Source organism: Arthrobacter sp. BGA-UO-ETr-C19 (genome assembly GCF_059568005.1).
This window is the reverse complement of sequence record NZ_JCAQPC010000022.1, coordinates 177884-200990: the sequence shown is the minus strand read 5'-3', so window position 1 is coordinate 200990 and position 23107 is coordinate 177884. Positions and strand designations below refer to the sequence as shown.

At 66.3% G+C, this 23107-nt stretch carries 23 protein-coding genes and 2 tRNA genes; 20 read left to right on the top strand and 5 right to left on the bottom strand.

The genetic code is table 11. The features are described from left to right. Positions 1–10 precede the first annotated feature (10 nt). The 13 genes from proB (at position 11) to AC57BR_RS15775 (ending at position 11191) form a co-directional block, all read left to right on the top strand. On the top strand, positions 11–1108 hold the full coding sequence (gene proB / locus AC57BR_RS15835; protein ID WP_496362329.1) for a glutamate 5-kinase: 1098 nt from the start codon (positions 11–13) through the stop codon (positions 1106–1108). A 26-nt stretch (positions 1109–1134) separates the two neighbouring features. Continuing rightward, the gene (locus AC57BR_RS15830) at positions 1135–2484 is read left to right on the top strand and encodes a glutamate-5-semialdehyde dehydrogenase (RefSeq protein ID WP_496362199.1); all 1350 of its coding nucleotides are present in this window, start codon (positions 1135–1137) and stop codon (positions 2482–2484) included. A gap of 77 nt (positions 2485–2561) precedes the next feature. Continuing rightward, positions 2562–2786, top strand: a complete 225-nt coding sequence (locus AC57BR_RS15825) for a hypothetical protein (protein WP_496362197.1) — start codon at positions 2562–2564, stop codon at positions 2784–2786. Continuing rightward, positions 2725–3456, top strand: coding sequence for a nicotinate-nucleotide adenylyltransferase (gene nadD, locus AC57BR_RS15820; protein WP_496362195.1), 732 nt, complete (start codon positions 2725–2727; stop codon positions 3454–3456). Before AC57BR_RS15825 ends, nadD begins: the two co-directional genes overlap by 62 nt. A gap of 7 nt (positions 3457–3463) precedes the next feature. Next, on the top strand, positions 3464–4828 hold the full coding sequence (locus tag AC57BR_RS15815) for a hypothetical protein (protein WP_496362193.1): 1365 nt from the start codon (positions 3464–3466) through the stop codon (positions 4826–4828). A gap of 48 nt (positions 4829–4876) precedes the next feature. Next, positions 4877–5278 carry a ribosome silencing factor gene (gene rsfS / locus AC57BR_RS15810; RefSeq protein ID WP_395404262.1) on the top strand — a complete coding sequence of 134 codons (402 nt, stop codon included), beginning with the start codon at positions 4877–4879 and terminating at the stop codon, positions 5276–5278. 133 nt (positions 5279–5411) lie between these two features. Continuing rightward, positions 5412–5484, top strand: a tRNA-Ala gene (locus AC57BR_RS15805). 190 nt (positions 5485–5674) lie between these two features. Next, a tRNA-Ala gene (locus tag AC57BR_RS15800) sits at positions 5675–5750 on the top strand. A 138-nt stretch (positions 5751–5888) separates the two neighbouring features. Then, positions 5889–6428: a hypothetical protein gene (locus AC57BR_RS15795; RefSeq protein WP_496362191.1), complete on the top strand. Its 540-nt coding sequence runs from the start codon at positions 5889–5891 to the stop codon at positions 6426–6428. A 248-nt stretch (positions 6429–6676) separates the two neighbouring features. Further along, positions 6677–7273 carry a hypothetical protein gene (locus AC57BR_RS15790; protein WP_496362189.1) on the top strand — a complete coding sequence of 199 codons (597 nt, stop codon included), beginning with the start codon at positions 6677–6679 and terminating at the stop codon, positions 7271–7273. A gap of 152 nt (positions 7274–7425) precedes the next feature. Further along, on the top strand, positions 7426–8580 hold the full coding sequence (locus AC57BR_RS15785) for an NAD(P)-binding domain-containing protein (RefSeq protein ID WP_496362187.1): 1155 nt from the start codon (positions 7426–7428) through the stop codon (positions 8578–8580). An 87-nt stretch (positions 8581–8667) separates the two neighbouring features. After that, on the top strand, positions 8668–9816 hold the full coding sequence (locus AC57BR_RS15780) for a class I SAM-dependent methyltransferase (protein ID WP_496362185.1): 1149 nt from the start codon (positions 8668–8670) through the stop codon (positions 9814–9816). Between the two features lie 121 nt (positions 9817–9937). Beyond that, complete coding sequence (locus tag AC57BR_RS15775; protein ID WP_496362183.1) at positions 9938–11191, top strand: ROK family protein; 1254 nt, start codon at positions 9938–9940, stop codon at positions 11189–11191. 37 nt (positions 11192–11228) lie between these two features. Here AC57BR_RS15775 and AC57BR_RS15770 read toward each other — a convergent pair whose 3' ends face one another. From AC57BR_RS15770 to AC57BR_RS15760, 3 genes are all read right to left on the bottom strand, one after another. After that, complete coding sequence (locus tag AC57BR_RS15770) at positions 11229–11426, bottom strand: hypothetical protein (RefSeq protein WP_496362181.1); 198 nt, start codon at positions 11424–11426, stop codon at positions 11229–11231. A gap of 94 nt (positions 11427–11520) precedes the next feature. Next, complete coding sequence (locus tag AC57BR_RS15765; protein WP_496362179.1) at positions 11521–12273, bottom strand: hypothetical protein; 753 nt, start codon at positions 12271–12273, stop codon at positions 11521–11523. Between the two features lie 94 nt (positions 12274–12367). Further along, positions 12368–12502, bottom strand: a complete 135-nt coding sequence (locus AC57BR_RS15760) for a hypothetical protein (protein ID WP_496362177.1) — start codon at positions 12500–12502, stop codon at positions 12368–12370. A gap of 788 nt (positions 12503–13290) precedes the next feature. On the opposite strand from AC57BR_RS15760, the gene AC57BR_RS15755 reads away from it, so the two are divergent. Both AC57BR_RS15755 and metE read left to right on the top strand, forming a co-directional pair. After that, positions 13291–14256, top strand: coding sequence for a methylenetetrahydrofolate reductase (locus tag AC57BR_RS15755; protein ID WP_496362175.1), 966 nt, complete (start codon positions 13291–13293; stop codon positions 14254–14256). Positions 14257–14310: 54 nt separating this feature from the next. Further along, complete coding sequence (gene metE / locus AC57BR_RS15750) at positions 14311–16653, top strand: 5-methyltetrahydropteroyltriglutamate--homocysteine S-methyltransferase (RefSeq protein WP_496362173.1); 2343 nt, start codon at positions 14311–14313, stop codon at positions 16651–16653. A gap of 63 nt (positions 16654–16716) precedes the next feature. Here metE and AC57BR_RS15745 read toward each other — a convergent pair whose 3' ends face one another. Continuing rightward, positions 16717–17226, bottom strand: a complete 510-nt coding sequence (locus AC57BR_RS15745) for a DUF2004 domain-containing protein (RefSeq protein WP_003800997.1) — start codon at positions 17224–17226, stop codon at positions 16717–16719. A 45-nt stretch (positions 17227–17271) separates the two neighbouring features. After that, positions 17272–18189, bottom strand: coding sequence for a LysR family transcriptional regulator (locus AC57BR_RS15740; RefSeq protein WP_496362170.1), 918 nt, complete (start codon positions 18187–18189; stop codon positions 17272–17274). Positions 18190–18314: 125 nt separating this feature from the next. Here AC57BR_RS15740 and AC57BR_RS15735 point away from each other — a divergent pair, with 125 nt between their 5' ends. From AC57BR_RS15735 to nrdI, 5 genes are all read left to right on the top strand, one after another. Beyond that, complete coding sequence (locus tag AC57BR_RS15735; RefSeq protein WP_496362168.1) at positions 18315–19682, top strand: NAD(P)/FAD-dependent oxidoreductase; 1368 nt, start codon at positions 18315–18317, stop codon at positions 19680–19682. Next, positions 19679–20404 carry a DUF1365 domain-containing protein gene (locus tag AC57BR_RS15730; RefSeq protein WP_496362166.1) on the top strand — a complete coding sequence of 242 codons (726 nt, stop codon included), beginning with the start codon at positions 19679–19681 and terminating at the stop codon, positions 20402–20404. Before AC57BR_RS15735 ends, AC57BR_RS15730 begins: the two co-directional genes overlap by 4 nt. Before the next feature lie 89 nt (positions 20405–20493). Further along, entirely contained in the window at positions 20494–21789 is a 1296-nt protein-coding gene (locus AC57BR_RS15725; RefSeq protein WP_496362164.1) for a class I SAM-dependent methyltransferase, read from the top strand. Between the two features lie 498 nt (positions 21790–22287). Beyond that, entirely contained in the window at positions 22288–22533 is a 246-nt protein-coding gene (gene nrdH, locus AC57BR_RS15720) for a glutaredoxin-like protein NrdH (protein WP_076802586.1), read from the top strand. A gap of 55 nt (positions 22534–22588) precedes the next feature. Next, positions 22589–23095 (top strand): class Ib ribonucleoside-diphosphate reductase assembly flavoprotein NrdI, encoded by a 507-nt coding sequence (gene nrdI, locus AC57BR_RS15715; RefSeq protein WP_496362162.1) that lies wholly within the window; start codon positions 22589–22591, stop codon positions 23093–23095. The last annotated feature ends 12 nt before the right edge of the window (positions 23096–23107 follow it).

The window sequence follows — 23107 nt, the reverse complement described above, 5'->3', positions numbered from 1 at the left end:
CGACCGCAGCATGCTCGCCAGGGCGCGCCGCATTGTGGTCAAAGTAGGATCGTCGTCGCTCACGAGCATCAAGGGCGGAATCTCCGAAGAGGCGTTGATCGAACTCTCCAATGCGCTGGCTGCCAAGAGCAACGAGGGCGCCGAAATCATTCTGGTTTCCTCCGGTGCCATCTCTGCGGGGCTGGCACCGCTGGGCCTGGCCAAGCGCCCCCGCGACCTGGCAACGCAGCAGGCCGCAGCCAGCGTGGGGCAGGGCCTGCTCATGGCCCGCTACACACACGCCTTCGCGGCGCACGGCGTCACCGTAAGCCAGGTGCTGCTGACCGCGGATGACCTGATGCGGCGCAGCCACCACCAGAACGCGTTCCGCGCATTGAACCGTCTGCTGAACCTGGGCGTGGTTCCCGTGGTCAACGAGAATGACACCGTGGCCACGCACAAGATCCGCTTCGGCGACAACGACCGGCTCTCGGCCCTCGTGGCCCACCTGGTCCGCGCCGACGCGCTGGTGCTGCTGTCCGACGTCGACTCCCTCTACGACGGCCCGCCCGCCAAGGGGGCCAAGCGGATCCCGCAGGTTGACGGCCCCGAGGACCTGGAAGGCGTCAACATCGGCAGCCCCGGCAAGGCCGGCGTCGGCACCGGCGGCATGCAGACTAAGGTCGAGGCCGCCACGATGGCCGCGGATTCGGGCATTCCCGCCCTCGTCACCTCGACGGCCAATGCGGCCGCCGCCCTGGCCGGCGAAGACGTGGGAACGTGGTTCTCCGTCAACAGCGGCCGCAAGTCCGTGCGCATGATGTGGCTCGCGCACCTTGCCCACGTTCAGGGACGGCTGATCCTCGACGACGGCGCCGTGCGGGCTGTGCGGGACAACCGCACCTCGCTGCTGCCCGCCGGCATCACGGCCGTTGAGGGCAACTTCGAAAGCGGCGACGCCGTCGAAATGGTCTCGCTGGATGGCACAGTGATCGCGCGCGGCCTGGTGAACTACTCCGCGGCCGAACTGCCGCAGATGCTCGGCCGGTCCACTGTTGAGCTCGGCGAGGCCCTGGGCCGCGGGTTCGACCGTGAAGTTGTTCACGTTGACGACCTGGTTCTGGTCTAGGCGCCGGACTCGCCTAGACTTGAATGATGACTGAGGCACTGATGAACCAAGCAGCTGAGACATCCAACGACGCTACGAAGGTCCCCTCCCTGCCGGCAGACAGCCAGCCCACACCGGCAGAGGTCGAGTCGGCCGTCTACGCAATCGCCGACCGTTCCCGCCAGGCCGCCCGCAGTATGGGCCGCGCCAACCGGGCCTGGAAGGACAAGGCCCTGCGCGCCATCGGGAACGCCCTGATCGCGAACCAGCAGCAGATCCTGGCCGCGAACACCAAGGACGTGGAGGCGGGCCGCGCCAACGGCACATCCGCAGCCCTCCTGGACCGGCTGACCCTCACCGACACCCGCATTGCCGCCCTCGCCGCTGCCCTGGAGAACCTGGCCGGACTGCCCGATCCCGTGGGCAATGTGGTGCGCGGACAGACCCTCCCCAACGGCCTGCGCCTGCGCCAGGTCAACGTCCCCATGGGCGTGGTGGCAGCCATCTACGAGGCCCGTCCGAACGTGACCGTGGACATCGCCGGCCTGGCGCTCAAGAGCGGCAACGCCGTGATCCTCCGCGGCGGTTCAGCGGCAGCCTTCACCAACGAGGCCCTCATCCGCGTGCTGCGCGACGCCCTGGAATCCGTTGGCCTGCCGGCCGACGCCGTGCAGACCGTGGACCAGTACGGCCGCGAGGGCGCCAACGTGCTCATGCGCGCCCGCGGACGCGTCGACGTGCTGATTCCGCGCGGCGGCCGTGAACTGATCCAGACCGTCGTCAACAACTCCTCCGTGCCGGTCATCGAGACGGGGGAGGGGAACGTCCACATCTTCATCGACGAGTCAGCCAGTGAAGACATGGCGGTGGAGATTCTCCTCAACGCCAAGACGCAGCGCCCCAGCGTCTGCAACACGGTGGAGACGCTCCTCGTGCACTCCGGCTCCACGGTTCTGCCCGCGGTGGCCGCGGCCCTGAGCAAGGCGGGTGTCCGGCTGCATGCCGATGACCGCGTGCGGGCTGCGCTCCCCGCGACGGTGGAGTCCCTGCCGGCGACGGAAGAGGACTGGGCCACCGAGTACATGGACCTGGACCTGGCAGTGGCCATGGTGGACAGCTTGGACGACGCCGTGAAGCACATCCGGACCTGGTCCACCGGGCACACGGAAGCCATCCTGACGAATGACCTGCGAAACGCCGAGCGCTTCATCGCGGAAATTGATTCCGCTGCGGTCATCGTGAACGCGTCCACGCGGTTTACCGACGGCGGCGAGCTTGGCTTGGGTGCCGAGGTCGGCATCTCCACGCAGAAGCTTCACGCCCGCGGCCCGATGGGCCTGACCGAGCTGACAACCACGAAGTGGATTGTCCAGGGTGAGGGCCAAGTCCGCTCCTGACATAGCGGTAACATAGTAAAGAAGTCCGGACCACGGGAATTTCCGCCGTCGTCATCCTTTTATTCCTAGGGGAGAAAATGCTGCTCCAGCAGATTGCCGCGTCAGTTGCCGAACACGAAGAGAGGGCGCCCTTGTGGGCCGAGCCGTGGGTCTTCGGCGTCTCGATGTTTGCCATCTTCGTGGTGCTGATGTTCGTCACCCTCTCCTACACCAACCTGGGCAACCGCCACACTGCGGTTGATGAGCACTCGGACCCGCACCGCCAGCACCCCAACAAGCACGACCACGGCCAGGGCCACTAACATTTCCGCCGCACTGCACCACAAGGATACGCAGCGCCGGCTGCGGCTGGGCGTGATGGGCGGGACGTTCGATCCCATCCATCATGGCCACCTTGTGGCCGCCAGCGAGGTGGCCGCTAAGTTCGGGCTCGATGAAGTTGTGTTCGTGCCCACCGGCCAGCCGTGGCAGAAGTCCAGCAAGCAGGTCAGCGAACCCGAGCACCGTTATTTGATGACGGTGATCGCCACGGCGTCGAACCCGCGGTTTACCGTCAGCCGTGTCGATGTGGACCGTCCCGGTCCCACGTACACCATCGACACCCTCCGCGACCTGCGCAGAAAGCGGCCCGACGCCGATCTGTTCTTCATCACCGGAGCTGACGCACTGGCGCAAATTCTGTCGTGGAAGGACATCGACGAGCTGTGGTCGCTGGCCCACTTCGTGGGAGTGACACGGCCAGGCCACGAGCTCGACGGCATGGGCCGAAAGGACGTCAGCCTGCTCGAGGTCCCCGCGATGGCGATCTCGTCAACCGACTGCCGCGCCCGCGTTGCCGCCCATAACCCTGTCTGGTACCTGGTGCCTGACGGAGTGGTGCAGTACATCGCGAAATACGGACTCTACGCCGCACCGGCCGGGAACAGCAGCTCCGAAACTACCGAGACAAACGATCCAGCCAGCACTGAATGAGTTTGAGATGAGTCAGGAACAGCAACCGATTCGCAGCCGCCGAGAACTGCGCAAGGCCCGGGATGAAGCCTTGGCCAAGAACCGGAACGCCGCCCCTCCGGGTACCGGCGAGTCAGCCCCTGCCTCGAAACCTCCTGCCGCAAAAGGTCCCGCCTCAAACCCGCCTGCGTCGAAGCGTCCGGCCGGCCCGGGCCCGGGCACGTCCGCTCCTGCCGGCCCGGAAAAGACTGACTCTTCGCGTACTTCCGAAGGCAACCGGGAGGAAATTGCCACTGGACGCGTGCGCCGGGTTGCGCCGGGCCCCGTGGACTCCCCGCCGGCCGGCTCGGCCGCCGAACGCTCGTCCCAAATCCGTGCCCGCGACAGGGCAGCCCTGCGAACCATCAAGGAGCTGGCCGAAAAGGAAGAGCAGCTTTCCGGTGGCGGCCCGCCGACGCGCCGCCAGTTGCGGCTGATGCAGCTCAAGGAGCAGGCGATCACTTCGGCAATGCCCGTTGTGCCGCCGGCCGACGGCGGTGCCCCCACCGGGAAATCGCCCGCTTCTGCGGCTGGCTCTTCGTCCGGTACGAGCGGCAAACCCGCTCCGGCCCCCGGATCCAAGCCGGCCGGTCAGCCCTCCAACGGTCAGGGTCCGCGGCCCGCGGCGCCGGCGGAAGACGAACTCCCCGATGGCATGACGGTGGAGCAGGCCCTTGAGGCGCGTGCCCTCCTCGCCGAACAGGCCAGGAACCAGATCGCCAAGATGGAACATATCGCGGCGACGGACCCTGAAGCCGTCGATCCGGAAATCCTGGCCCAGCAGATTGCGCTGGCCGAACGGGCCGCCGTGCTCAACAAGCGGGCCATGGCCAAGCAGAAGCTCGCCGAACAGAACACGCCCCAGCAGAACGGACAAAACGGTCCGTCCACCGCCAGCAACCTCGCCATGGTGACGCCGCTGGAATTCGAACAGGTGCCCGGCGTAGACCGTCCCGTCATGAAGCGGCCGGCCACCTCGCATGTTCCCGTCGTGACCAACCCCGGTGCCCGGGTTCCGGCCCGGGGTAACCGGACCGCCAAGGCGTCCCGCGCAAGCGCCCCATCCACGGGGCGGTCGCGGGTCATAGCCCGGGCGGAAGCCGCGGCGCGCTCGGCAGCGGCGCCTCCGGCGGGCGACCGCCAGAATGCCTGGACCGACGAGTCCAGCGAAGACGTTACGGCGCTGCGGCCGGTGTCGGCCAAGTCCGCCTATGGGCTGGAACCCCTGGACGCAGCCACCGCCGGACTCGCCCGGGCCAACCGGTTGAGGCTGATTCAGCTTGGCGTCCTGGCGCTCGGCGCGATCGCCCTCGTTGCCGGCGTCATCATGATCATCAGCGGCCTTTCACGCTGACTTCAGCCAGTACCACCACCTACGCTTTTCATCACCACAAGGAGTCCCGTGACTGCATCCGAATCGTCCGTCACCACAGCCCGGCACGCAGCCAGGGCCGCGGCGGACAAGATCGCTCAAAACATCGTTGCCCTCGACGTCAGCGAACGCCTGGCCTTGGCGGACGTTTTCCTCATTGCCTCAGCGCCCAGCGAACGCCAGGTCAACGCCATCGTCGACGGTATTGAAGAGGAACTTATCAAGCAGGACCTCCGTCCGGTCCGCCGGGAAGGCCGTTCGGCCGGCCGCTGGGTCTTGCTGGACTACGCCGACGTCGTCATCCACGTACAGCATGAGGAAGACCGTGTCTTCTATGCCCTGGAGCGTCTCTGGAAGGACTGCCCGGTCGTGGACCTGCAGCTGGGTGACGACGCCTCGGCAAAGGCCCCTGCCGCCGCCGAGCAGGAGTAGGCCGCGCGACCGAATATGCCCGATTTGGAATTTTCGGAAACGCTGGTCTAAGATATTTGAGTTGCTTCGGAGAGATCCGGACAGAAGAACGGATACCGCGGGCCAGTCCCGGGGCCCGAAGCAGCAAGAATACGGGGCTGTGGCGCAGCTGGTAGCGCACCTGCATGGCATGCAGGGGGTCAGGGGTTCGAGTCCCCTCAGCTCCACCGGATGATCCGCCGGAATCGAGAGATTCCGGCGGATTTTTGTTTGCCCGAAATGGCGCCTGCCCTGCTTTTTCGACCCCGCGAAGAACGTGACGGAAGCCACATGCCGCCGATTCGCATCTTGGAGAATTCTGGACTACGCTAATCGGGTTGCTTCGGGAAAACGCAAAGATTCCGGAGCGAACAGCTTGGGGCTGTGGCGCAGCTGGTAGCGCACCTGCATGGCATGCAGGGGGTCAGGGGTTCGAGTCCCCTCAGCTCCACCAAGTAGCCGCCGGGTCATGGTGTAGACCATGACCCGGCGGCTTTTTTCGTTGAACCCGCCCCGCCGGTGCCGCCAATCTTTGACGAATCTTGGATATCCGTTGGCCCCGTCTTTCCCGCTTTGCCTCTAGAGTGGAGCCATGAAAACGGGAGCGGCACTGGTGCTGTCCGTTGCAGGAATACTCGCAGCGGGCTCTGCGGCGCTTGCCGTCAATACACAGGTGCTCAGCGTCTCGCCCACCGGCACCGGCAATGCCAACGTCGTCCTCCTGCCGAACGGTCCTGTGCCAACGGCTCCTGCCACCACCGCAGGGCCGACAACCGCACCACCGGCAACAGGCACGGCAACAGGTGCGCAGAAGGCGGCCACCCCGGCGAAATCCAGCCCCGCAAAGCCGGGCTCCGCGAAAACCGGTGCAGCGGCATCAACCGCAACCAAACCTAATCCGGCGAAGTCCACTCCGGTCACCGCGCCCGGGCCTGCGGCCGGTTCCGCGGCTGCACCATCATCATCCGGCCCCGGCGGCGGGTCGACCGGCGGAACGGTGACCCTCCAGCCCGCTCCCGCACCGGCTGCGGTGGTCCCGGTTCAGCCCGGGGACGACAAGGGCGGCCTGCGGAAGGCTCCGGAGCCGGGCGATGACAGCGGCGGCAGCGGCGGCCACGGTGCGGACGACTGACCACGTCCTTATCGCGTCTCGCTGCCCGCCCTGCCTTTCCTGCACGTGCACGGCCTGGCACGCCGCTTCAGCCTGCCCCGCGGCCCCCACAATCACTTTCCGCGCCATGCAGGAGGCGCTTCGCCATGCGGGAGGCACTTCGCGATGCGGGAGGCACTTGGCGATGAGGAGATCCGCGAGGGCAATCTTGGACAACTCTTGGATTTCCCCTGCACCTATCCTCGACGGCGAATTTCTACTGTGGAGCCATGAAGACAAGAGCAGCCCTCGCACTATCCGTCGCCGGCATCCTCCTCACCGGAGGTGCCGCCTTCGCCACCACCCAGACGCTGAGCAACACCGGCTCGGGTACCAGTGACGACGCGCAGAGCGTCCTCGTAACGGACGACTCCGCCACTGGAACTCCGGCCCCCGCCGTCAGTTCCGCCAAGGCCACTGCAAAGACAACCGATGACACGCAGGCCGACGACAAGAAGGCATCAGCGGCAAAGAAGGCCTCCAAACCAGCGGAAGCAGGTGACGACAACGGAGGCCAGCGGACCACCGCCGAGCCCGGCGACGACAACGGCGGAACCGTGGCAGCGCCGGCGCAGAACGTCGTCGGCAGCGGCTCCATCTCCGTCGAGCCGGGTGACGACAAGGGCGGCCTCCGGACCACCGCCGAGCCCAGCGACGACAACGGCGGTCTCCGCTCAGAGCAGGCCCCCCGGGTGGCGGAACCCGGCGATGACCACGGTGGGCTGCGGACAACGCCCGAGCCCGGCGACGACAAGGGCGGAGACCACAAGGCCACTGAGCCCGGGGACGACAGCGGCGGCAGCGGCGGCCACGGCAGCGACGACTGAGAAACGGGACTACCAGACGAAAGCCCGGCGGGTCCTCCTGCACCTCGGTGTCCAGGAGGACCCTTCGCGTGCCGGGGACGGGCGGCAGCCAGGCAGGGACGGCGCCTAGGATGAAGGCGTGGAACTGATAAACGAGCCGGGGAGCGGCACTGTTGAGCGGTGAAACCCTGAGTGGCAGGGTGACCCGGCATGCCGACGTCGTGGTCATCGGCGCCGGGCAGGCCGGCCTCTCCGCAGCCTTCCACCTGGCCCGCCGCGGGTTCACGCCGGCCCACGCTGCAGAACAGCCAGTTGGCGCAGCTACGGCAGCCCGTCCAGGGCGGACCTGCGCGGTGCTCGACGCCGAGGACGGGCCGGGCGGAGCCTGGCGGCACCGCTGGAAGAGCCTGCTCATGGCTACGGTCAACGGCATCAGCGACCTTCCCGGAATACCGCAGCCGGACGTCGACCCGGCGGAACCGAGTTCCGCCTTCCTCAGCCGGTACTTCGCCGCCTACGAACGGCAGGTCGGCCTGGCCGTCGAGCGGCCGGTCAAGGTGCTCGCCGTCGAACGCGAAGACGCTGATCCGGCCGGCCGGCTGAAGATCACCACGTCCGACGGCGGTTGGTCAGCGCGGGCGGTCATCAACGCCACCGGAACCTGGACCAGGCCGTTCTGGCCGATCTATCCGGGCCAGTTCACGTTCGGCGGCCGTCAGCTGCATGTGGCCGACTATGTGTCCGCCGAGGAGTTCCGGGGCCTGCACGTCATTGTGGTGGGCGGCGGGATTTCCGCCGTCGGTCTGCTGGACGAAATTTCAAAGGTCACGTCCACAAGCTGGTTCACGCGCCGCGAGCCTGTATGGCGCGAAGGGTTCGACCGGCAGGCCGGGCACGACGCCGTCGCACTGGTGGAAGACCGGGTACGGCAGGGGCTGCCGCCGCAAAGCGTCGTGGCTGCCACCGGTCTCATCTGGACTCCGGCCCTTCGGGCGGCAGCCGCGCGCGGCGTGCTGGACCGGCGGCCGATGTTCACCGCGATAGAACCCGGCGGCGTCCGGCTCGCGGACGGCGGGTTCCTCGCGGCGGACGTGATCCTGTGGGCCACCGGCTTCCGGGCCGAGCTGGAGCATCTGGCTCCGCTGCATCTGCGGGGACCAGGCGGCGGGATTGCCATGGAAGGAACGCAGGTGGCGGCGGAACCCCGGGTGCATCTGGTGGGCTACGGCCCGTCGTCGTCCACCATCGGCGCAAACCGCGCCGGCCGGGCCGCGGTGACGGAAATCCTCAAACTCCTGGCGGCCCCAGCCGCGGCGGATCCACGGTAGATTTGCACAGGTTGAAATTGCTCAGGCGGAAATTGCTCAGGCGGATTTCTGCCCGGGCAACCAGCAAGGAAGAGGCGGCGGCAACACGTGACAGAAAACGGTCTTGGGCAGGTCCTGGGCTTGCTTCGAAGGCACCCGGATGTCGAGGCCGCCAACCTTCAGGCGTGGGACGCCACCGACTCCCTCCTGCTGGACGCCGCTTCGGATCTGCTCACCCCGGACAGCACGCTGGCAGTCATCGGGGACAACTACGGGGCGCTCACCCTCGGGCTGCTGGCCGGCGGTGCCGGCCCTACGCCGGCCGAGGTCAGGGTGCACCAGGACCTGGTCACGGGGGAGCGGGCCCTGCGCAACAACGCGGCGGCCCTGGCAGTCGCGGCAGGATTTACACAGCTGCCGCTCGGCGCCGAACTGCTGTCCGGCGCGGACCTGGTGCTGCTGCAGCTTCCCAGGACGCTTGCTGAACTGGAAGAGATTTCCGACGCCGTTGCCCGGCACGCGCCTGCAGGCACCGTCTTGCTCGCCGGTGGCCGGGTCAAGCACATGTCCCTCGGGATGAATGCAGTGCTGGGAAAGTACTTCGCTACGGTCCAGCCGCAGCTGGCCAGGCAAAAATCACGGCTTCTCATTGCCTCGGACCTGTTGCGTGCGGAGGGAACTCCGCCCTACCCCGTGACGGAACACAACGCCGAACTCGATCTCGACATCTGCGCACACGGTGCCGTTTTCGCAGGCACCCGCCTGGACATCGGAACCCGTTTCCTGCTGACGTTCCTGCCGGAGATCCCCGCCGTCGGCAGGGCCGTGGACCTGGGCTGCGGCACCGGGATCCTGGCAGCCATGTACGCCCGACGGAACACCGGAGCCGAAGTCGTTGCCACGGACCGGTCCGCGGCTGCGGTGGCGTCGGCAGGGGCAACGGCCCGGGCCAACGGCCTGGCCGGCAGCATCACGGCCGTCCAAGATGATGCAATGAGAACGCTTCCGGCCGGAAGTGCGGACCTGATCCTCCTGAACCCCCCGTTCCACCTCGGCTCCAGCGTCCACGCCGGGGCGGCGCTGAAGCTATTCGAGGCAGCGGGCCGGGTGCTGGCGCCCGGAGGCCAGCTATGGACGGTATTCAACAGCCACCTGCGCTATGTGCCGGCCCTGGAGCGGCTGGTTGGTCCCACCACGGTGAGGGGCCGGAACCCCAAATTCACGGTGGCCGCCAGCGTCAGGCGTGCCGCCGAATGAGCGCGGCCGGCCGTCGTCGCACCACCCCGCGCCGCCCTGCGCGTGGGGCGTACCCGTTGCCCGGGGCGTAACGTACGATTCAGACATTGATAGTGGCCGACAGCAGATGATAGGGGAATCCTTGACCGAGATCCGCCAGCCCTCGCCGAGGCGCGGAACCAACCTGCCCCGGATGGGCGACTTCAACCTGACTGTGATTCTCGATGCGATCCGCCGAGCTGCCGGAGGACTCAGCCGCGTCGAACTGGCCCAGATCGTGGGCCTGTCCCCGCAAACCATTTCGAACATCTCCCGGCGTTTGCTGGACCAGAACCTCATCGTTGAGGCCGGCAAAGAGGGCAGCGGTCCCGGCAAGCCACGGACCATCCTGCGCCTGAATCCCGCGGGCATGTACGCGGTGGGTGTGCACCTGGACCCTGCTGTGGCAACGTTCGTCGTCCTGGATCTGCTGGGCGCAGTGGTCCAGCATTCGAGCGTGAAAACGCCGGACAGTTCCCGGCCCCAGGCGGTTATTACTGCCATCGCCGCCGAAATCGACAAGCTGGTCGAGGCCTCGGGCGTGGACCGAGCCAAGATAGCAGGACTGGGCGTCGCGGCGCCGGGCCCCATCGACCATGACAATGGAAGAGTGGTGGAGCCGCCGCTCCTTGAAGGCTGGGACAGTGTGCCGCTCCGGGATGCGCTGGCCGAGGCAACGGGCCTGTCCGTGCTCATGGACAAGGACGTCACCAGTGCGGCGGTCGCCGAAACCTGGGCCGGCGGCGCCAGCGGCGCTGGCAGCTTTGTTTTCATGTACATGGGCACCGGCATCGGCTGCGGCATCGTCCTCAACGACGAGGTTGTCCGCGGCACATCGGGCAATGCCGGCGAGATCGGCCACATCATCGTTGATCCGGATGGAGCTCCCTGCGACTGCGGGCTGCGCGGCTGCGTCAAGTCCACCTGCATTCCGCAGGTCTTGGTCGCGCAGGCCCAGGCGGCGGGCATCCTGGATGAGCCCGGCACCGCCACCAGCGGCTCTGCCGTCCAGGAACGGTTCGCCATGCTCTGCGAGGCCGCGGACGGCGGCAACAGCCAAGCGGCTGCCATTATCGACAAATCAGCCGAACTCGTGGCCCGGGCGGCGTCAGCAGTGGCCAACACCCTGGACGTGGACCGGGTGGTGTTCGGCGGTCCCTTCTGGCCGCTGCTGTCCGGACGCTACCTGGAAAAGGTCCCCGGCCTGATCCAGCAAAGCAGCGACACCGGCAACATCCACGCCGTCGAAGTGGTGGGCACAGGCGTGGGGGAGGACGTGGGGGCTGTGGGTGCTGCCTGCCTGGTCCTTGAGCACACCCTTGCGCCCCGGGCCCAGCGGCTGCTCCTCGAGGGCTAGGCCTGCCTGAGGGCTGGTCCTGCCAAGGAATAAGGCTTCAGTCGATGTCCTCGACAACCGTCCCGTAGGGAATCGTGTCGTCGAGGTGTGCCTGGTGTCCCCGCGGAACAAAGAGCACCCGGACGCCATGAAGCTGGTCGGCTGCCGACTGGAGAAGGACAGGACGGACCATGTCAACGAAGCTCGGGTCCTTGCCAACGAGATATTCCTCGTAGCTGGCTGGTAGCTGGATCATGGCATCAGAATAGCCTTGTTCATGCGCCAAAGGGAGGTGCCCGGAGCGTTCATCCCCTCCGGGCACCCTTTCCGTTATTGGACGCTTGCACTGACTAGTAGCCGGGCTGAACCGTTGGCTTGTCGCTGGTATCCGGGCTGCTGGCAGGCGCAGACGTTTCAGTGGCAACCTCAGCTTTGTCCGTCTTGGCATAGACGTTCTTGCTGACCTGGTAGGCATGCTGGTCGAGCTTGAGCGCCTCCTGGTTGATTTCCTTCAGCTTGGCGTCGGTGAGCTGTTCGATCTTGGCGAGCTCCAGCGTCTCCTGGTTATCGCCGCCCACCGCGGTCACCTTCACCAAACCCGTTCCGGCCGAGTAGAACTTCCGCTGGTGGCCCACCGCGGGCTCCAGCGGGTTGCGTTCGTCAATCACCAGCACATCGTCATAGCAGCCGGTGGCGACGCACACATGCTCGTTCTGCTTGAAGACCTGCCCGCAGTCCAGGAAGTCGACGCTCGCCGCGTGGGCCTGGACATAACTGGGTGTGTTTGTCTGGGGGTCCGCCTGCATGGCGATGCCGGCCTGGGCCTCGTCCAGACTATGGATGAAGGTGGCGGGGGCCCCCGTGAACTTTCCGCCCTCGTATTCCTCCGGGTATTCACCGAACAGCCAGACGGTGCCGCTGTTGGTCTGGGCGAAGAATGCCAGTTCGGATTCCACGAGCTCATCGCCCGCGTAGTCCCGGTCCCACATGACCTGGGTCTTCACGCCGTCGATGACCTTGGTCAGTCCGGTTATTGAGTGCACCACGGTCCGTTTGATGTCTCCCTCGGCACTCTTGACGTCGCCGGTGGTGGTGTACTGCATGCCCGGCTTCAGTGGAAACCATTTATTGTCCACATTGGGGGAAGACTGGAATTGGGATACGTCGAAGTTGATCGCGGAACCCGGGCCGCAGAGCTCATCCGCGCCGGCTGTTCCCGTCGTGCCGGGGGAGGCGGCCGCAGAGCCGGTTGAAGTGGCCGGGGCCGACGTCGCTGTCGGTGCGGCGGAACCGGTGGTTGCCTGCGGGGCGGTATTTTGTTGCGGGGCGCATGATGTAACGGTGGTCAGCGCCAGAAGGAGCACAAGGGCGGAGCCCGGCCCGGACGGTGATTTGTGAAGCGCTGATTTGTGAAGCGGAGGTTTGTGAAGCTGGGACATCTCGGTGGCCTTTCGCCGTGGGGATTTCTGGCTTCCAGCAACTCCACTGGGCCGTCAATGCCGTGCCCGGCCCGCAGCAGAACGCTGGCGAACCGCGCCCTGCCAGCGGGCGAATCCCGGGAGGGAGCGACGCAGGCCAAGCGACGGGCGCGGATTATGTTCTCTCGGGACGATTCACCGAGCAAGAACCAGAAGAAGCATCCAGCCTCCTCAACCTGAGACCTTGCCGAATCCGATACGACGTGACAAAAGAATGGACTAATTTCTGCGGTTTGAAAAGGGCCACGCCAGGCCAGCTCCCGGCGGCCTATGCCCTCGGAGTCCCTTTCGGCGAAGATAATTCTGAACGGGCGGTCCAATCGGGCGTAAAGCAGCGTCTTAATTCGGCGTCAACTTGAAGGCATCCCGGGACGGCTTCTAGAGTTCTATACAAGTTACCGAGGTAACGTGTCAGCGATCCTCCGCTGCGGCGAGCCGCCTGCCGGCCGCCAAGGAGGGTGTGGGTGCCCCCATGTGGGCCTGACATTTGCTCACGGTGGACTTCTTTACAGGCGTAACAGTCGCGGCTGCGCCCTGCCGAAGTCCTTCCCGTGTTCCCCAAACTCAATTCATTGACCGCATGCTGCCAGGGCTTCCCGCCAAGGCAGAGCAGCCTTCAATGGCCCAAAGCCAAGGACGCAAATGTCACCACCAAGCCTTATAGACACACACCCAAATCTCTCCGACACCGCACCGGTGGCGCTCTCCTATGAGCTGTTTCCGCCGCGTTCGCCTGCTGCCGCCGAGACCCTGTGGACCACCATCCGGGAATTGGAAGCCACCGACCCCGACTACGTGTCGGTCACGTACGGTGCCAGCGGCTCCAACCGGGACACCGCCGTCGAACTCATCAACCGCCTGGTGCTGGAGACGACTCTCCGCCCGCTTGCCCACCTGACGTGTGTTGGCAACACGCCGACGGAGCTCGCGGAAATCATCGGTGAACTGCTCGACGCCGGCGTCCGCGGCATCCTCGCCCTCCGCGGCGACCTGCCCAAGGACAGCGGCGAACCGGTCAGCGGATCGCTGCGCTACGCCCAGGATCTTATTGAGCTCATCCGCCGGGTGGAGCAGCGGCGCTCGGCCCTGCTGTGCGCCGGAAAGGTTGCCGTTGGTGTGGCGGCCTACCCGACGCGGCACCCGGAATCGCCCAGCGAGGCGCACGACGTTGAGGTGCTGCTCGCCAAGCAGCGCTCAGGTGCCGACTTCGCGATCACCCAGGTGTTCTTCCACACGGACCAGTATGCGGACCTCCTGGCCAGGGCTCGCAGGGCGGGCGTCACCATCCCGATCATCCCCGGCGTCATGCCGCTCACCAGCCTGCGGAGGCTCAGGCGCCTCGGCGAGCTGACCGGCGTCGAACCCGCACCGGAGCTCATCGAGCGGCTGGCGGCGGCGGATACCGACGCCGAACGGCTCCATATCGGCGTCAGCGCAACGGTGGACCTGGCCAACGCGGCCCTGGACGCGGGAGCGCCCGGACTCCACATTTACACGTTCAACGAGCACCAGAGCGCCCTGGAGGTGCTGGACAAGCTGTCGCTGGCCCGGCCGGCCCGCTCGTCCAGCCGCCTGACCGCGCTCGCCCGGCGCCAGCTCGCCAGCTGACCGCTTTCCTCCCCGAGACATTCACAGCTTTCCCAACGATTCAAGGAAATTCACATGACTGAACAGACTTCCGTGCAGAGCACGCCCTTCCCGTCCGCGTCCATCCTCGGCTACCCGCGCATCGGCCGCCGCCGCGAACTGAAGAAGGCCGTGGAAGCGTACTGGGCCGGCAAGATTGATGCCTCTGCCCTCGACGCCGCCGCCAAGGAAATCCAGCTGGGCACCGCCAAGCGCCTGCAGGGCCTGGGCCTCACCGAGGCCGCTGCGGTTCCGGGCACGTTCTCCTTCTACGACCAGGTGCTCGACGCCGCCGCCCACGTCGGTGCCGTTCCGGCCCGCTTCGGCAACCTCCTCAACGCTGAGGGACAGCTGGACATCGACGGGTACTTCACTCTGGCCCGCGGCAACAAGGAACAGCAGCCGCTGGAAATGACCAAGTGGTTTGACACCAACTACCACTACCTCGTGCCGGAAATCGGCCCGGAGACCAACTTCGCGCTCACGTCCAACCGCATTGTTGAAGAGTTCGAATACGCCCTCGCCAACGGCGTGGAGACCCGCCCGTACATCGTCGGCCCGGTCACCTTCCTGCTGCTGAGCAAGGCTTCCGACGACGCCCCCGCGGGCTTCAGCCCGCTGTCCCGGCTCGAGGACGTCCTGCCGGTCTACACCGCGCTGCTCGAGAAGCTGGCAGCTGCCGGCGCCAGCTGGGTCCAGCTGGACGAGCCTGCCCTGGTTGTGGATCAGGACACCCCGGAACAGGAAATCCAGGCAGCCGTTGCCCGCGCCTACGAGGTCCTCACCGCTTCAGCCAGCCGCCCGCAGCTGTTCGTCTCCACGCCGTACGGCGCACTGAACGGCCAGCTCGGCTCCCTCGCCGCCACCAACATCGACGCCCTGCACATCGACGTCTTCAAGGGCGAGGTTCCCTCCGCTGCAGCACTGGCTGCGCTGGGCACCAAGACCCTCGTCGCCGGCGTCGTGGACGGCCACAACATCTGGCGCAACGACCTGCAGGCTTCGGCCAACAAGATCGCCGAGCTGCAGAAGAGCGTCGCCAGGCTGGCCATCAGCACCTCCACCTCGACCCAGCACGTACCGCACGACGTCGAGGAAGAGGTCCAGCTGTCCGAGCAGCTGCGCAGCTGGCTGGCTTTCGCCGACCAGAAGGCCGTTGAGGTTGTTACCCTCGCCGGCCTGCTGACCGACGCCGCCGCAGTTCAGCCGGCCATCGACGAGGCCACCCGCGTCATCGCCTCCCGCGCCGAAGCCGAGGGTGTCCGCCGTGCCGACGTCCGGGCCCGGACCGAGGCCCTGACCCCGGCCGACTTCAACCGCTCCGAATACTCGGTCCGCGAAGCCGCCCAGGAAGCAGCACTGCACCTGCCGCCGCTGCCCACCACCACCATCGGCTCCTTCCCGCAGACCTCGGAAATCCGGTCGGCCCGCGCCCGCAACAACAAGGGCGACCTGACCAACGAGCAGTACGAGCAGCTCATGAAGGACGAGATCAAGCGCGTCGTCGACCTGCAGGAAGAGCTCGGCTACGACGTCCTGGTGCACGGCGAGCCCGAGCGCAATGACATGGTCCAGTACTTCGCCGAGAACCTGGAAGGCTTCGACGTCACGGTCCACGGCTGGGTTCAGTCCTATGGCTCCCGCTGCACCCGTCCGTCCATCCTCTGGGGCGATGTCACCCGCAGCGCCCCCATCACCGTGAAGTGGGCCGAGTACGCCCAGTCGCTGACCAACAAGCCCATGAAGGGCATGCTGACCGGTCCGGTCACCATCCTCGCGTGGTCCTTCGTCCGCGATGACCAGCCGCTGGGCGAAACCGCCAACCAGGTGGGCCTGGCGCTGCGCGACGAGATCGCCGACCTCGAAGCTGCCGGCATCAAGATCATCCAGGTTGACGAGCCCGCCCTGCGCGAACTGCTCCCGCTGCGCAAGGCCGACCAGCCCGCTTACCTGGACTGGTCCGTCAACTCCTTCCGCCTGGCCACCGCCGGTGCAGCTGACGCCACGCAGATCCACACCCACCTGTGCTACTCCGAGTTCGGCGTGATCATCGACGCGATCGACGGCCTGGACGCCGACGTGACTTCGATCGAAGCCGCCCGCTCCCGCATGGAGGTTGTCCACGACCTCGAGTCCCACGGCTTCGGCCGCGGCGTCGGACCCGGCGTTTACGACATCCACTCGCCGCGCGTCCCGGGCGAGCAGGAAGTCACCGAACTGCTGAGCACCGCCGTGAAGCACGTTCCGTCCCGCCAGCTCTGGGTCAACCCGGACTGTGGCCTGAAGACCCGCGGCTACGCCGAGACCGAAGCGTCCCTGCGCAACCTGGTCACGGCCACCAAGACGGTCCGCGCCGAACTGCTCGAGGGCGCCAAGTAGCAAAAAGCACCACGAATAGGCGGCCGGTCACCTCAGGTGACCGGCCGCCGTCGTTCTTTAAGTTCAGGATTCCCAGACGATCTCGTCGTCGACGACGCCGTCCTCGTCAGCGGAGGCCACCAGGACCTCGTCCGTGAAGTGCTCGCCCAGGGTGAAGTCCAGAACAAAGTAGCGTTCGGGCTGGCCGGGGTAGATTCCCACATGGCCGAGTTTCAGGGCCTTGAGGAACACCGCATTGGTGAGCTGGCTCTTGTCCTTCACGCCGAAGATTTTCTGCAGGTGCTCGTCCTTGATGGCGTTGCAGTGGAAGCGGAGGTATTCCTGCGGGCTGGTGCCCTCCTGCTCGAGCTCCTCGGCAATCATTTCCCTGACTTCGTCCACGAGCTCGGGAAGGTACCGGAGGCGGTAGTCCACCTTATGCATGGCCGCTTCGTCGAAGTGGTCATGGGCGTTGATGTTCAGGTCAAGCTCAAGGCGCTGTCCGGCCAGCTCGTGCTCCGCGGCAACGTTATGGTCCCTGCCGTGGTTCAGCTCGATTACTCCGAAGTGCTGGCTCGCTACCTTGGTGGTCATATCTTCAACATAGACCCGAAAAGCAGAGCATTCCAGCATCGGGGGTCATTTAACTGACTGCCCCAGGCCGCCCATCGTTTCCGCCAGCAGGTCCACGAACAGCTGCACCCGGGCCGTCTTCTTGTCATTGATGAGCAGTGCGAAGACGTTGCGGGCCAGCCGGATCTCCGGGACGTCGAGCACCACGACGCCGGCCGGCCGGTGGAGCAGCGCAAGTTCCGGCACCAGTGCTGCCCCCAGTCCGGCGGCGGCCATTTCCAGGCTGGCATGGAAGTCGTCGCTGTAGGCCACCACGCGGGGGTGGAGGTTGCAGCCCGCGAAAAGCCGCTCGATGACGGTGGCATCGCTCGTGCCGGGATGGTGCATGATCCACGGCATGTCCGAAAGATGGTCCGCCGCCACCTTCGCTTCGGTGCGGAAGCCCCACCCGGCGGGCAGGACCACGCGGAAGTTGTCGTCGCCGATCCACTGCCGGTTGATAGTGTGCGGCCAGGCGAGCCCGGACTGCCCCACCTGGTACACGAGCGCCACATCGGTGTCGCCGCCGGTGCGCAGCCCCTGGATGGTCTGGGCCGGTTCCGCCACAGAAACTTTCAGGTCGATGCCCAGTCCCTTCCATGCCGGACTGCGCAGGATCCGCGGCAGGACATAGGTGGCCAGGCTCGGGAAGATACCCAGCCGGAGCTCCTGGGTGGTGGTGTCCTGCGTCTTGGATGCGGCAGCCATCAGCGCCTCGATGTCGGTGAGGACTTTAGCCGCGTGGCGCGCCATCACCATCGCCGCATCGGTGGGGACCACGCTCCGGGCGGAGCGCTGGAACAGGCGGACGCCGGTATCCCGCTCCAGGGCAGACATCTGCTGGGACACCGCTGAGGCCGTGTAGCCAAGCCGCGTCGCCGCCGCCGCGAAGGAACCCAGCCGCGTCACCTCAAGGAGCGTCCTCAAATGCACGGGGTTGACCACCAGCCAACCTTACTCCGGGTGCTCTGGTACGGGAAAAGACTCCGCACCCATCCGGCCCGCCTGACTGCTCCGAATAGCCGTTGACTACCCAAATCAGCGGCACCTGTTCAGCGGAGGAGCGAAGATTGTCACCGAGCCCAGCACGGAGTGGAGACGAAAGGCGGCACGTCGCCGTCGTCGGAAGCGGGGTGGCGGGCCTGACGGCCGCGCATATCCTCAGCCGCCGGGACCACGTGACCCTTTTCGAGGCGGATTCCCGGCCTGGCGGGCATGCCCACACGCACGACGTACGGCAGGAGTCGGGGGGCCTCGCCGTGGACACCGGCTTCATTGTCCATAACAACCGCACCTACCCGAACCTCATCCGGCTGTTCGACGAACTGGGCGTGGAGACGCAGGATTCGGACATGACCATGAGCGTCCGGTGCGACGGCTGTGGCCTGGAGTACGCCGGCGCCAAGGGCGCCTCGGGCGTCTTTGCCAGGCCCGCCAACCTCGCCCGGCCCCGGTTCCTGCTGATGCTCGCCGAGATCCTGCGGTTCTGGCGCAAGGCACGGGCGTTGCTGGCCAGCTCCGCGGACGGCGGGGGACCGGAGGAAACGTTGGGCGAGTTCCTTGACCGCGAACGCTTCAGCGATTACTTCACCTCGCACTTCATGGCGCCGGTGGTCAGCGCGGTCTGGTCCTGCGACCCCACCACCGCCCTGGCCTATCCCGCCCGTTACCTCTTCACCTTCCTTGAACACCACGGCATGCTCGGCATCAAGGGCTCGCCGCAGTGGAAGACCGTGAAGGGCGGATCCCGCCGCTATGTGGATCGTGTGGTCGAAGGTCTCCAGGATGTCCGCCTCTCCAGCCCTGTCCTCGCCGTGCGCCGGATCCCAACAGGAGTGGCGATTACGACGGCGGCCGGAACCGAACACTTCGACGCCGCTGTTATTGCCGCCCACCCCCGCGAGGCACTCGCCATGATGGCTGAACCGACCCCCGCAGAGGTCCAGGTTCTGGGGAACTTCCCGTATTCCGTCAACCGCATCAAGTTCCACCGCGACCCGGCAGTGCTGCCGCGCAGCCGCGCCGCCCGCGCGTCCTGGAACTACCGGCTGCCGTCCTGCGCCGCGCGCCCCGGACACGTGCTGGTCAGCTACGACCTGACCCGGCTGCAGCGGCTCAACCCCGACGACGGCGGCAGCTACATCGTGAGCCTCGGCGAATCGGAACTGATCGAGGCGGACGCAGTGCTGCAGGACCTCGTGTACGAGCACCCCCAGTACACGCCCGAATCAGTGGCCGGCCAGGAACGCCTTCGGGAGCTGGACGACCACCGGCTGGCCTTCGCTGGCGCCTACCACGGATGGGGTTTCCACGAGGACGGCGCCGCCTCCGGTGTGAAGGCGGCCGCGCAGCTGGGCCGCGAGTGGGAGGATCCCTTCGCTGGAGTGCCGGTGCCCGCTGAATCCGATGCCGGGCATGCCGCGGAGCTCGTGCCATGACCGCGGCCATATACCGGACCAGCATCCGCCATGTGCGGCAGGATCCACTGAAGAACGCCTTCGCCTACCGCAGCTACAGCTGGTACGTCGACCTCGATGACCTCCCACGACTGCCTTGGTGGCTGCGGCCCCTCGCCGGATTCCATGCGAAGGACCATCTGGGGGATCCCGCGGCGAGCCTCCGCGAGAACGTGGACCGCTTCCTCGCCGTGAACGGCGAAGATCACGACGGCGGCACCGTCACCATGCTGGCCAGCGCCAGGGTGCTGGGCCACGTCTTCAACCCGATCAGCATCTTCTGGTGCCACGGCGCCGACGGCGCGCTGCGTGCTGTCATCGCCGAGGTCCACAACACCTACGGGGAACGGCACTGTTACCTCCTGCACCCGGACGGCGCCGGCCGCGCCCGCACTGACAAGGAATTTTTCGTCTCTCCGTTCAACGGGGTGGACGGCAGCTACCGGATGAGCCTGCCGGAACCCGCGGGCAAACTCGCGGTGGCTGTAGTGCTGGAGCGCACCGGACGGAAGCCGTTCACCGCCACGATGACCGGCGAGCGGCGGCCCGCCACCGCCCGCAGCATCCTGGCCGCGGCGGCTGCGGTTCCGCTCGCGCCGCTCCGCGTCGTCCTGCAGATCCGCTGGCAGGGAATCAGACTCTGGGCCCGCGGCTTGCCCGTTACCAACCGTCCCGACCACCGAGCACAGGAGGCCGTCTCATGACTCTCACAGATCCGTCATACACTGACCCCTCATACACTGATCCCTCGTACACCGACCCCTCATACAGGGTCCCTTCACACCAGGGAAACATGCCCGTCGAAGCTTTCCGGGTGCCGCGGGCGCCGGCGGCCATCGATGCGGAGGTGTGGCCCGGCGTCGCCCGTCCGCCCGCTGGGCTCAAGGCGAAGGTGGCCGGGCGGGCTGCCGATGCGCTGTTCCGGGCGGCGGTCCGCCGCCTGCCGCTGCGGGTGGAATACCCCGACGGGACGGTGCTGGGCACCGGCGGTGCAGACGCGCCGGTTTTGACCATGGTGCGTCAGGAGCACTTCGCGGTCCGGATCGGCGACAACGGGCTGATCGGGCTGGGGGAGTCCTTCATGGCGGGGGACTGGGAAGCGTCAGATCTCGCCGGCGTCCTCGAGGTCTTTGCCTCCTCGGTGGACACGCTCATCCCCGTGCAGCTGCAGAAACTCCGGAGCCTGTACCTGCCAAGGGCGCCCCGGCAGGAGCGGAACACCGAGCAGAACACCCGCGGCAACATCTCGCGGCACTACGACCTTTCCAACGAGCTGTTCGCCAACTTCCTGGACGGCACCATGAGCTACTCCGCGGCGCTGTTCCCGGCCTCGGCCGGCCAGCTGGCAGAGGTGGGCTGGGATGCCTTTGCCGGTGCGCAGCAGGCCAAGATCGACAGGCTGCTGGACAAGGCCGGCGTGGGCGAGGGCACGCGGCTGCTTGAAATCGGCACCGGCTGGGGCGAGCTGGCACTGCGGGCCGCTGCCCGGGGTGCCACCGTGTACACGGTCACCCTTTCCAGCGAGCAGCAGGCGCTGGCGCAGCAGCGGATCGGGGAGGCCGGCTTCTCCGGGCAGGTCACCGTGGGACTGCAGGACTACCGCGCCGTGGAAGGCGAGTACGACGCCGTCGTTTCCGTCGAGATGATCGAAGCGGTGGGGTACGAATACTGGCCCGTCTACTTCCAGACCATCGACCGGTTGCTGGCACCCGGCGGCAGGGTGGCCATCCAGGCCATCACGATGCCGCACGGGCGGATGCTTGCCACCCGCAACGCCTACACCTGGGTGCACAAGTACATCTTCCCGGGCGGGTTCCTGCCGTCCGTGCGGGCGATCGAGAGCATCACGGAGCAGCACACCACGCTCAGGGTGCGTGAGCGCCGGGGGATGGGGGATCACTATGCCGCCACCTTGCGGCTGTGGGAGGAGCGGTTCCTGCAGCGTGGGCAGGAAGTGCGCGCGCTCGGATTCGATGAGGTCTTTCAGCGGATGTGGCTGTTCTACCTCTGCTACTCCCGGGCCGGCTTCCAGTCCGGATACCTGGACGTGCAGCAGATCGTCCTGGACCGCCGGGAGGCGCAGCTGTAGCCCGCCGAGGGCGCAGCTCCAGTCCGCAGGGAGGTGCGGTTCCGGTTCGGCGTTTGCTTAGTCACAGTGGGGGTCCCGAAGCATGCTTCGGGACCCCCACTGCTGTGTTCCGGGCCACTCAAAAGGTGCCGTCCGGAGTGCAGCGACACGCCGTCTTCGGGACGACACGCTGGCGTTTAAATGTGTCTAACTATTCCACAGGGTGTGGATTCCGTCCGCCAAAAAGCCGGAAATCCGGACATTTTGAGGGGCCCGGCCTGTGGATTAAAAGTGCATTAAATGACATACTTGTAATACATCATCTTGGGGTCCCATCCGGGGCCGCGCACTACATGTAGTATCGACATACAGATTGAGCGGGAGACCGGGGCAGCCAGTACTGGACGGTAAGGTCCGGGCAGAGTCCACCGCTACGATGCCAGAGATTTAAAGACAGAGACACCAGCAAGGTCTCAGAAGAGTGCAGCAGCAGTGACTTCAACAAAGGGGACAGGAACCATGACCGTTACGGTTTACACCAAGCCGGCCTGCGTACAGTGCAACGCTACCTACCGTGCGCTGGACAAGAAGGGCATCGCCTACCAGAGCGTGGACATCTCCCAGGACGCGGACGCCCTTGAGCGCCTGAAGTCGCTCGGCTACATGCAGGCGCCGGTCGTCGTCACGGACCAGGACCACTGGTCCGGCTTCCGCCCGGACAAGATCGAAGAGCTGGCGCTCAGCGCGTCCGCTTCTGTGGCCTAAGGCTGCGCCCACGCCGTTTCCGGCAGAGATTTCCCAAGCAGATGAGGTGACTCGCATGGCCGCGCCGGCACTTGCCGATGCGCCGGCCGCAGCCGGTGCTGCGGACACGACGCCCGTCAGTCAGACCCTGCCCGTGAAGCAGACCCACAGCCGCCTCATCTACTTTTCCTCGGCCTCCGAGAACACCAGGCGCTTCATCGTCAAGCTTGGTGCGGACGCCGCCAGGATCCCCCTGCATGCGAAGGATGAACCCCTCGTTGCCTGTGAGCCGTTTGTGCTCGTGGTCCCCACCTACGGCGGGACAGGCGGCGAGGGTTCAGTGCCGAAGCAGGTGATCAGGTTCCTGAACAACCCGGATAACCGGCGCCTGCTCCGCGGCGTCATCGGCGCCGGAAACACTAATTTCGGGGACAACTACTGCATGGCAGGCGACATCATCGCCGCCAAGTGCAAGATCCCCCACCTATACAGGTTCGAACTCATGGGTACGCCGGAAGACGTCTCCCGTGTACAAGAAGGATTGGAAGAGTTTTGGACACGACTGTCGCAGACACAGAAGTAACCAGGCCCGAAG

Bases quoted from the DNA above. Each gene is read 5' to 3' on its own strand.
- nrdI (WP_496362162.1), top strand. From the start codon at position 22,589: ATGGCCGCGCCGGCACTTGCCGATGCGCCGGCCGCAGCCGGTGCTGCG.
- proB (WP_496362329.1), top strand. From the start codon at position 11: ATGCTCGCCAGGGCGCGCCGCATTGTGGTCAAAGTAGGATCGTCGTCG.
- metE (WP_496362173.1), top strand. From the start codon at position 14,311: ATGACTGAACAGACTTCCGTGCAGAGCACGCCCTTCCCGTCCGCGTCC.
- AC57BR_RS15790 (WP_496362189.1), top strand. From the start codon at position 6,677: ATGAAGACAAGAGCAGCCCTCGCACTATCCGTCGCCGGCATCCTCCTC.
- AC57BR_RS15830 (WP_496362199.1), top strand. From the start codon at position 1,135: ATGACTGAGGCACTGATGAACCAAGCAGCTGAGACATCCAACGACGCT.
- AC57BR_RS15760 (WP_496362177.1), bottom strand. From the start codon at position 12,502: ATGCGCCCCGCAACAAAATACCGCCCCGCAGGCAACCACCGGTTCCGC.
- AC57BR_RS15815 (WP_496362193.1), top strand. From the start codon at position 3,464: ATGAGTCAGGAACAGCAACCGATTCGCAGCCGCCGAGAACTGCGCAAG.
- AC57BR_RS15765 (WP_496362179.1), bottom strand. From the start codon at position 12,273: ATGCAGTACACCACCACCGGCGACGTCAAGAGTGCCGAGGGAGACATC.
- AC57BR_RS15770 (WP_496362181.1), bottom strand. From the start codon at position 11,426: ATGATCCAGCTACCAGCCAGCTACGAGGAATATCTCGTTGGCAAGGAC.
- AC57BR_RS15755 (WP_496362175.1), top strand. From the start codon at position 13,291: ATGTCACCACCAAGCCTTATAGACACACACCCAAATCTCTCCGACACC.
- AC57BR_RS15795 (WP_496362191.1), top strand. From the start codon at position 5,889: ATGAAAACGGGAGCGGCACTGGTGCTGTCCGTTGCAGGAATACTCGCA.
- nadD (WP_496362195.1), top strand. From the start codon at position 2,725: ATGAGCACTCGGACCCGCACCGCCAGCACCCCAACAAGCACGACCACG.
- nrdH (WP_076802586.1), top strand. From the start codon at position 22,288: ATGACCGTTACGGTTTACACCAAGCCGGCCTGCGTACAGTGCAACGCT.
- AC57BR_RS15725 (WP_496362164.1), top strand. From the start codon at position 20,494: ATGCCCGTCGAAGCTTTCCGGGTGCCGCGGGCGCCGGCGGCCATCGAT.
- AC57BR_RS15745 (WP_003800997.1), bottom strand. From the start codon at position 17,226: ATGACCACCAAGGTAGCGAGCCAGCACTTCGGAGTAATCGAGCTGAAC.
- AC57BR_RS15730 (WP_496362166.1), top strand. From the start codon at position 19,679: ATGACCGCGGCCATATACCGGACCAGCATCCGCCATGTGCGGCAGGAT.
- AC57BR_RS15825 (WP_496362197.1), top strand. From the start codon at position 2,562: ATGCTGCTCCAGCAGATTGCCGCGTCAGTTGCCGAACACGAAGAGAGG.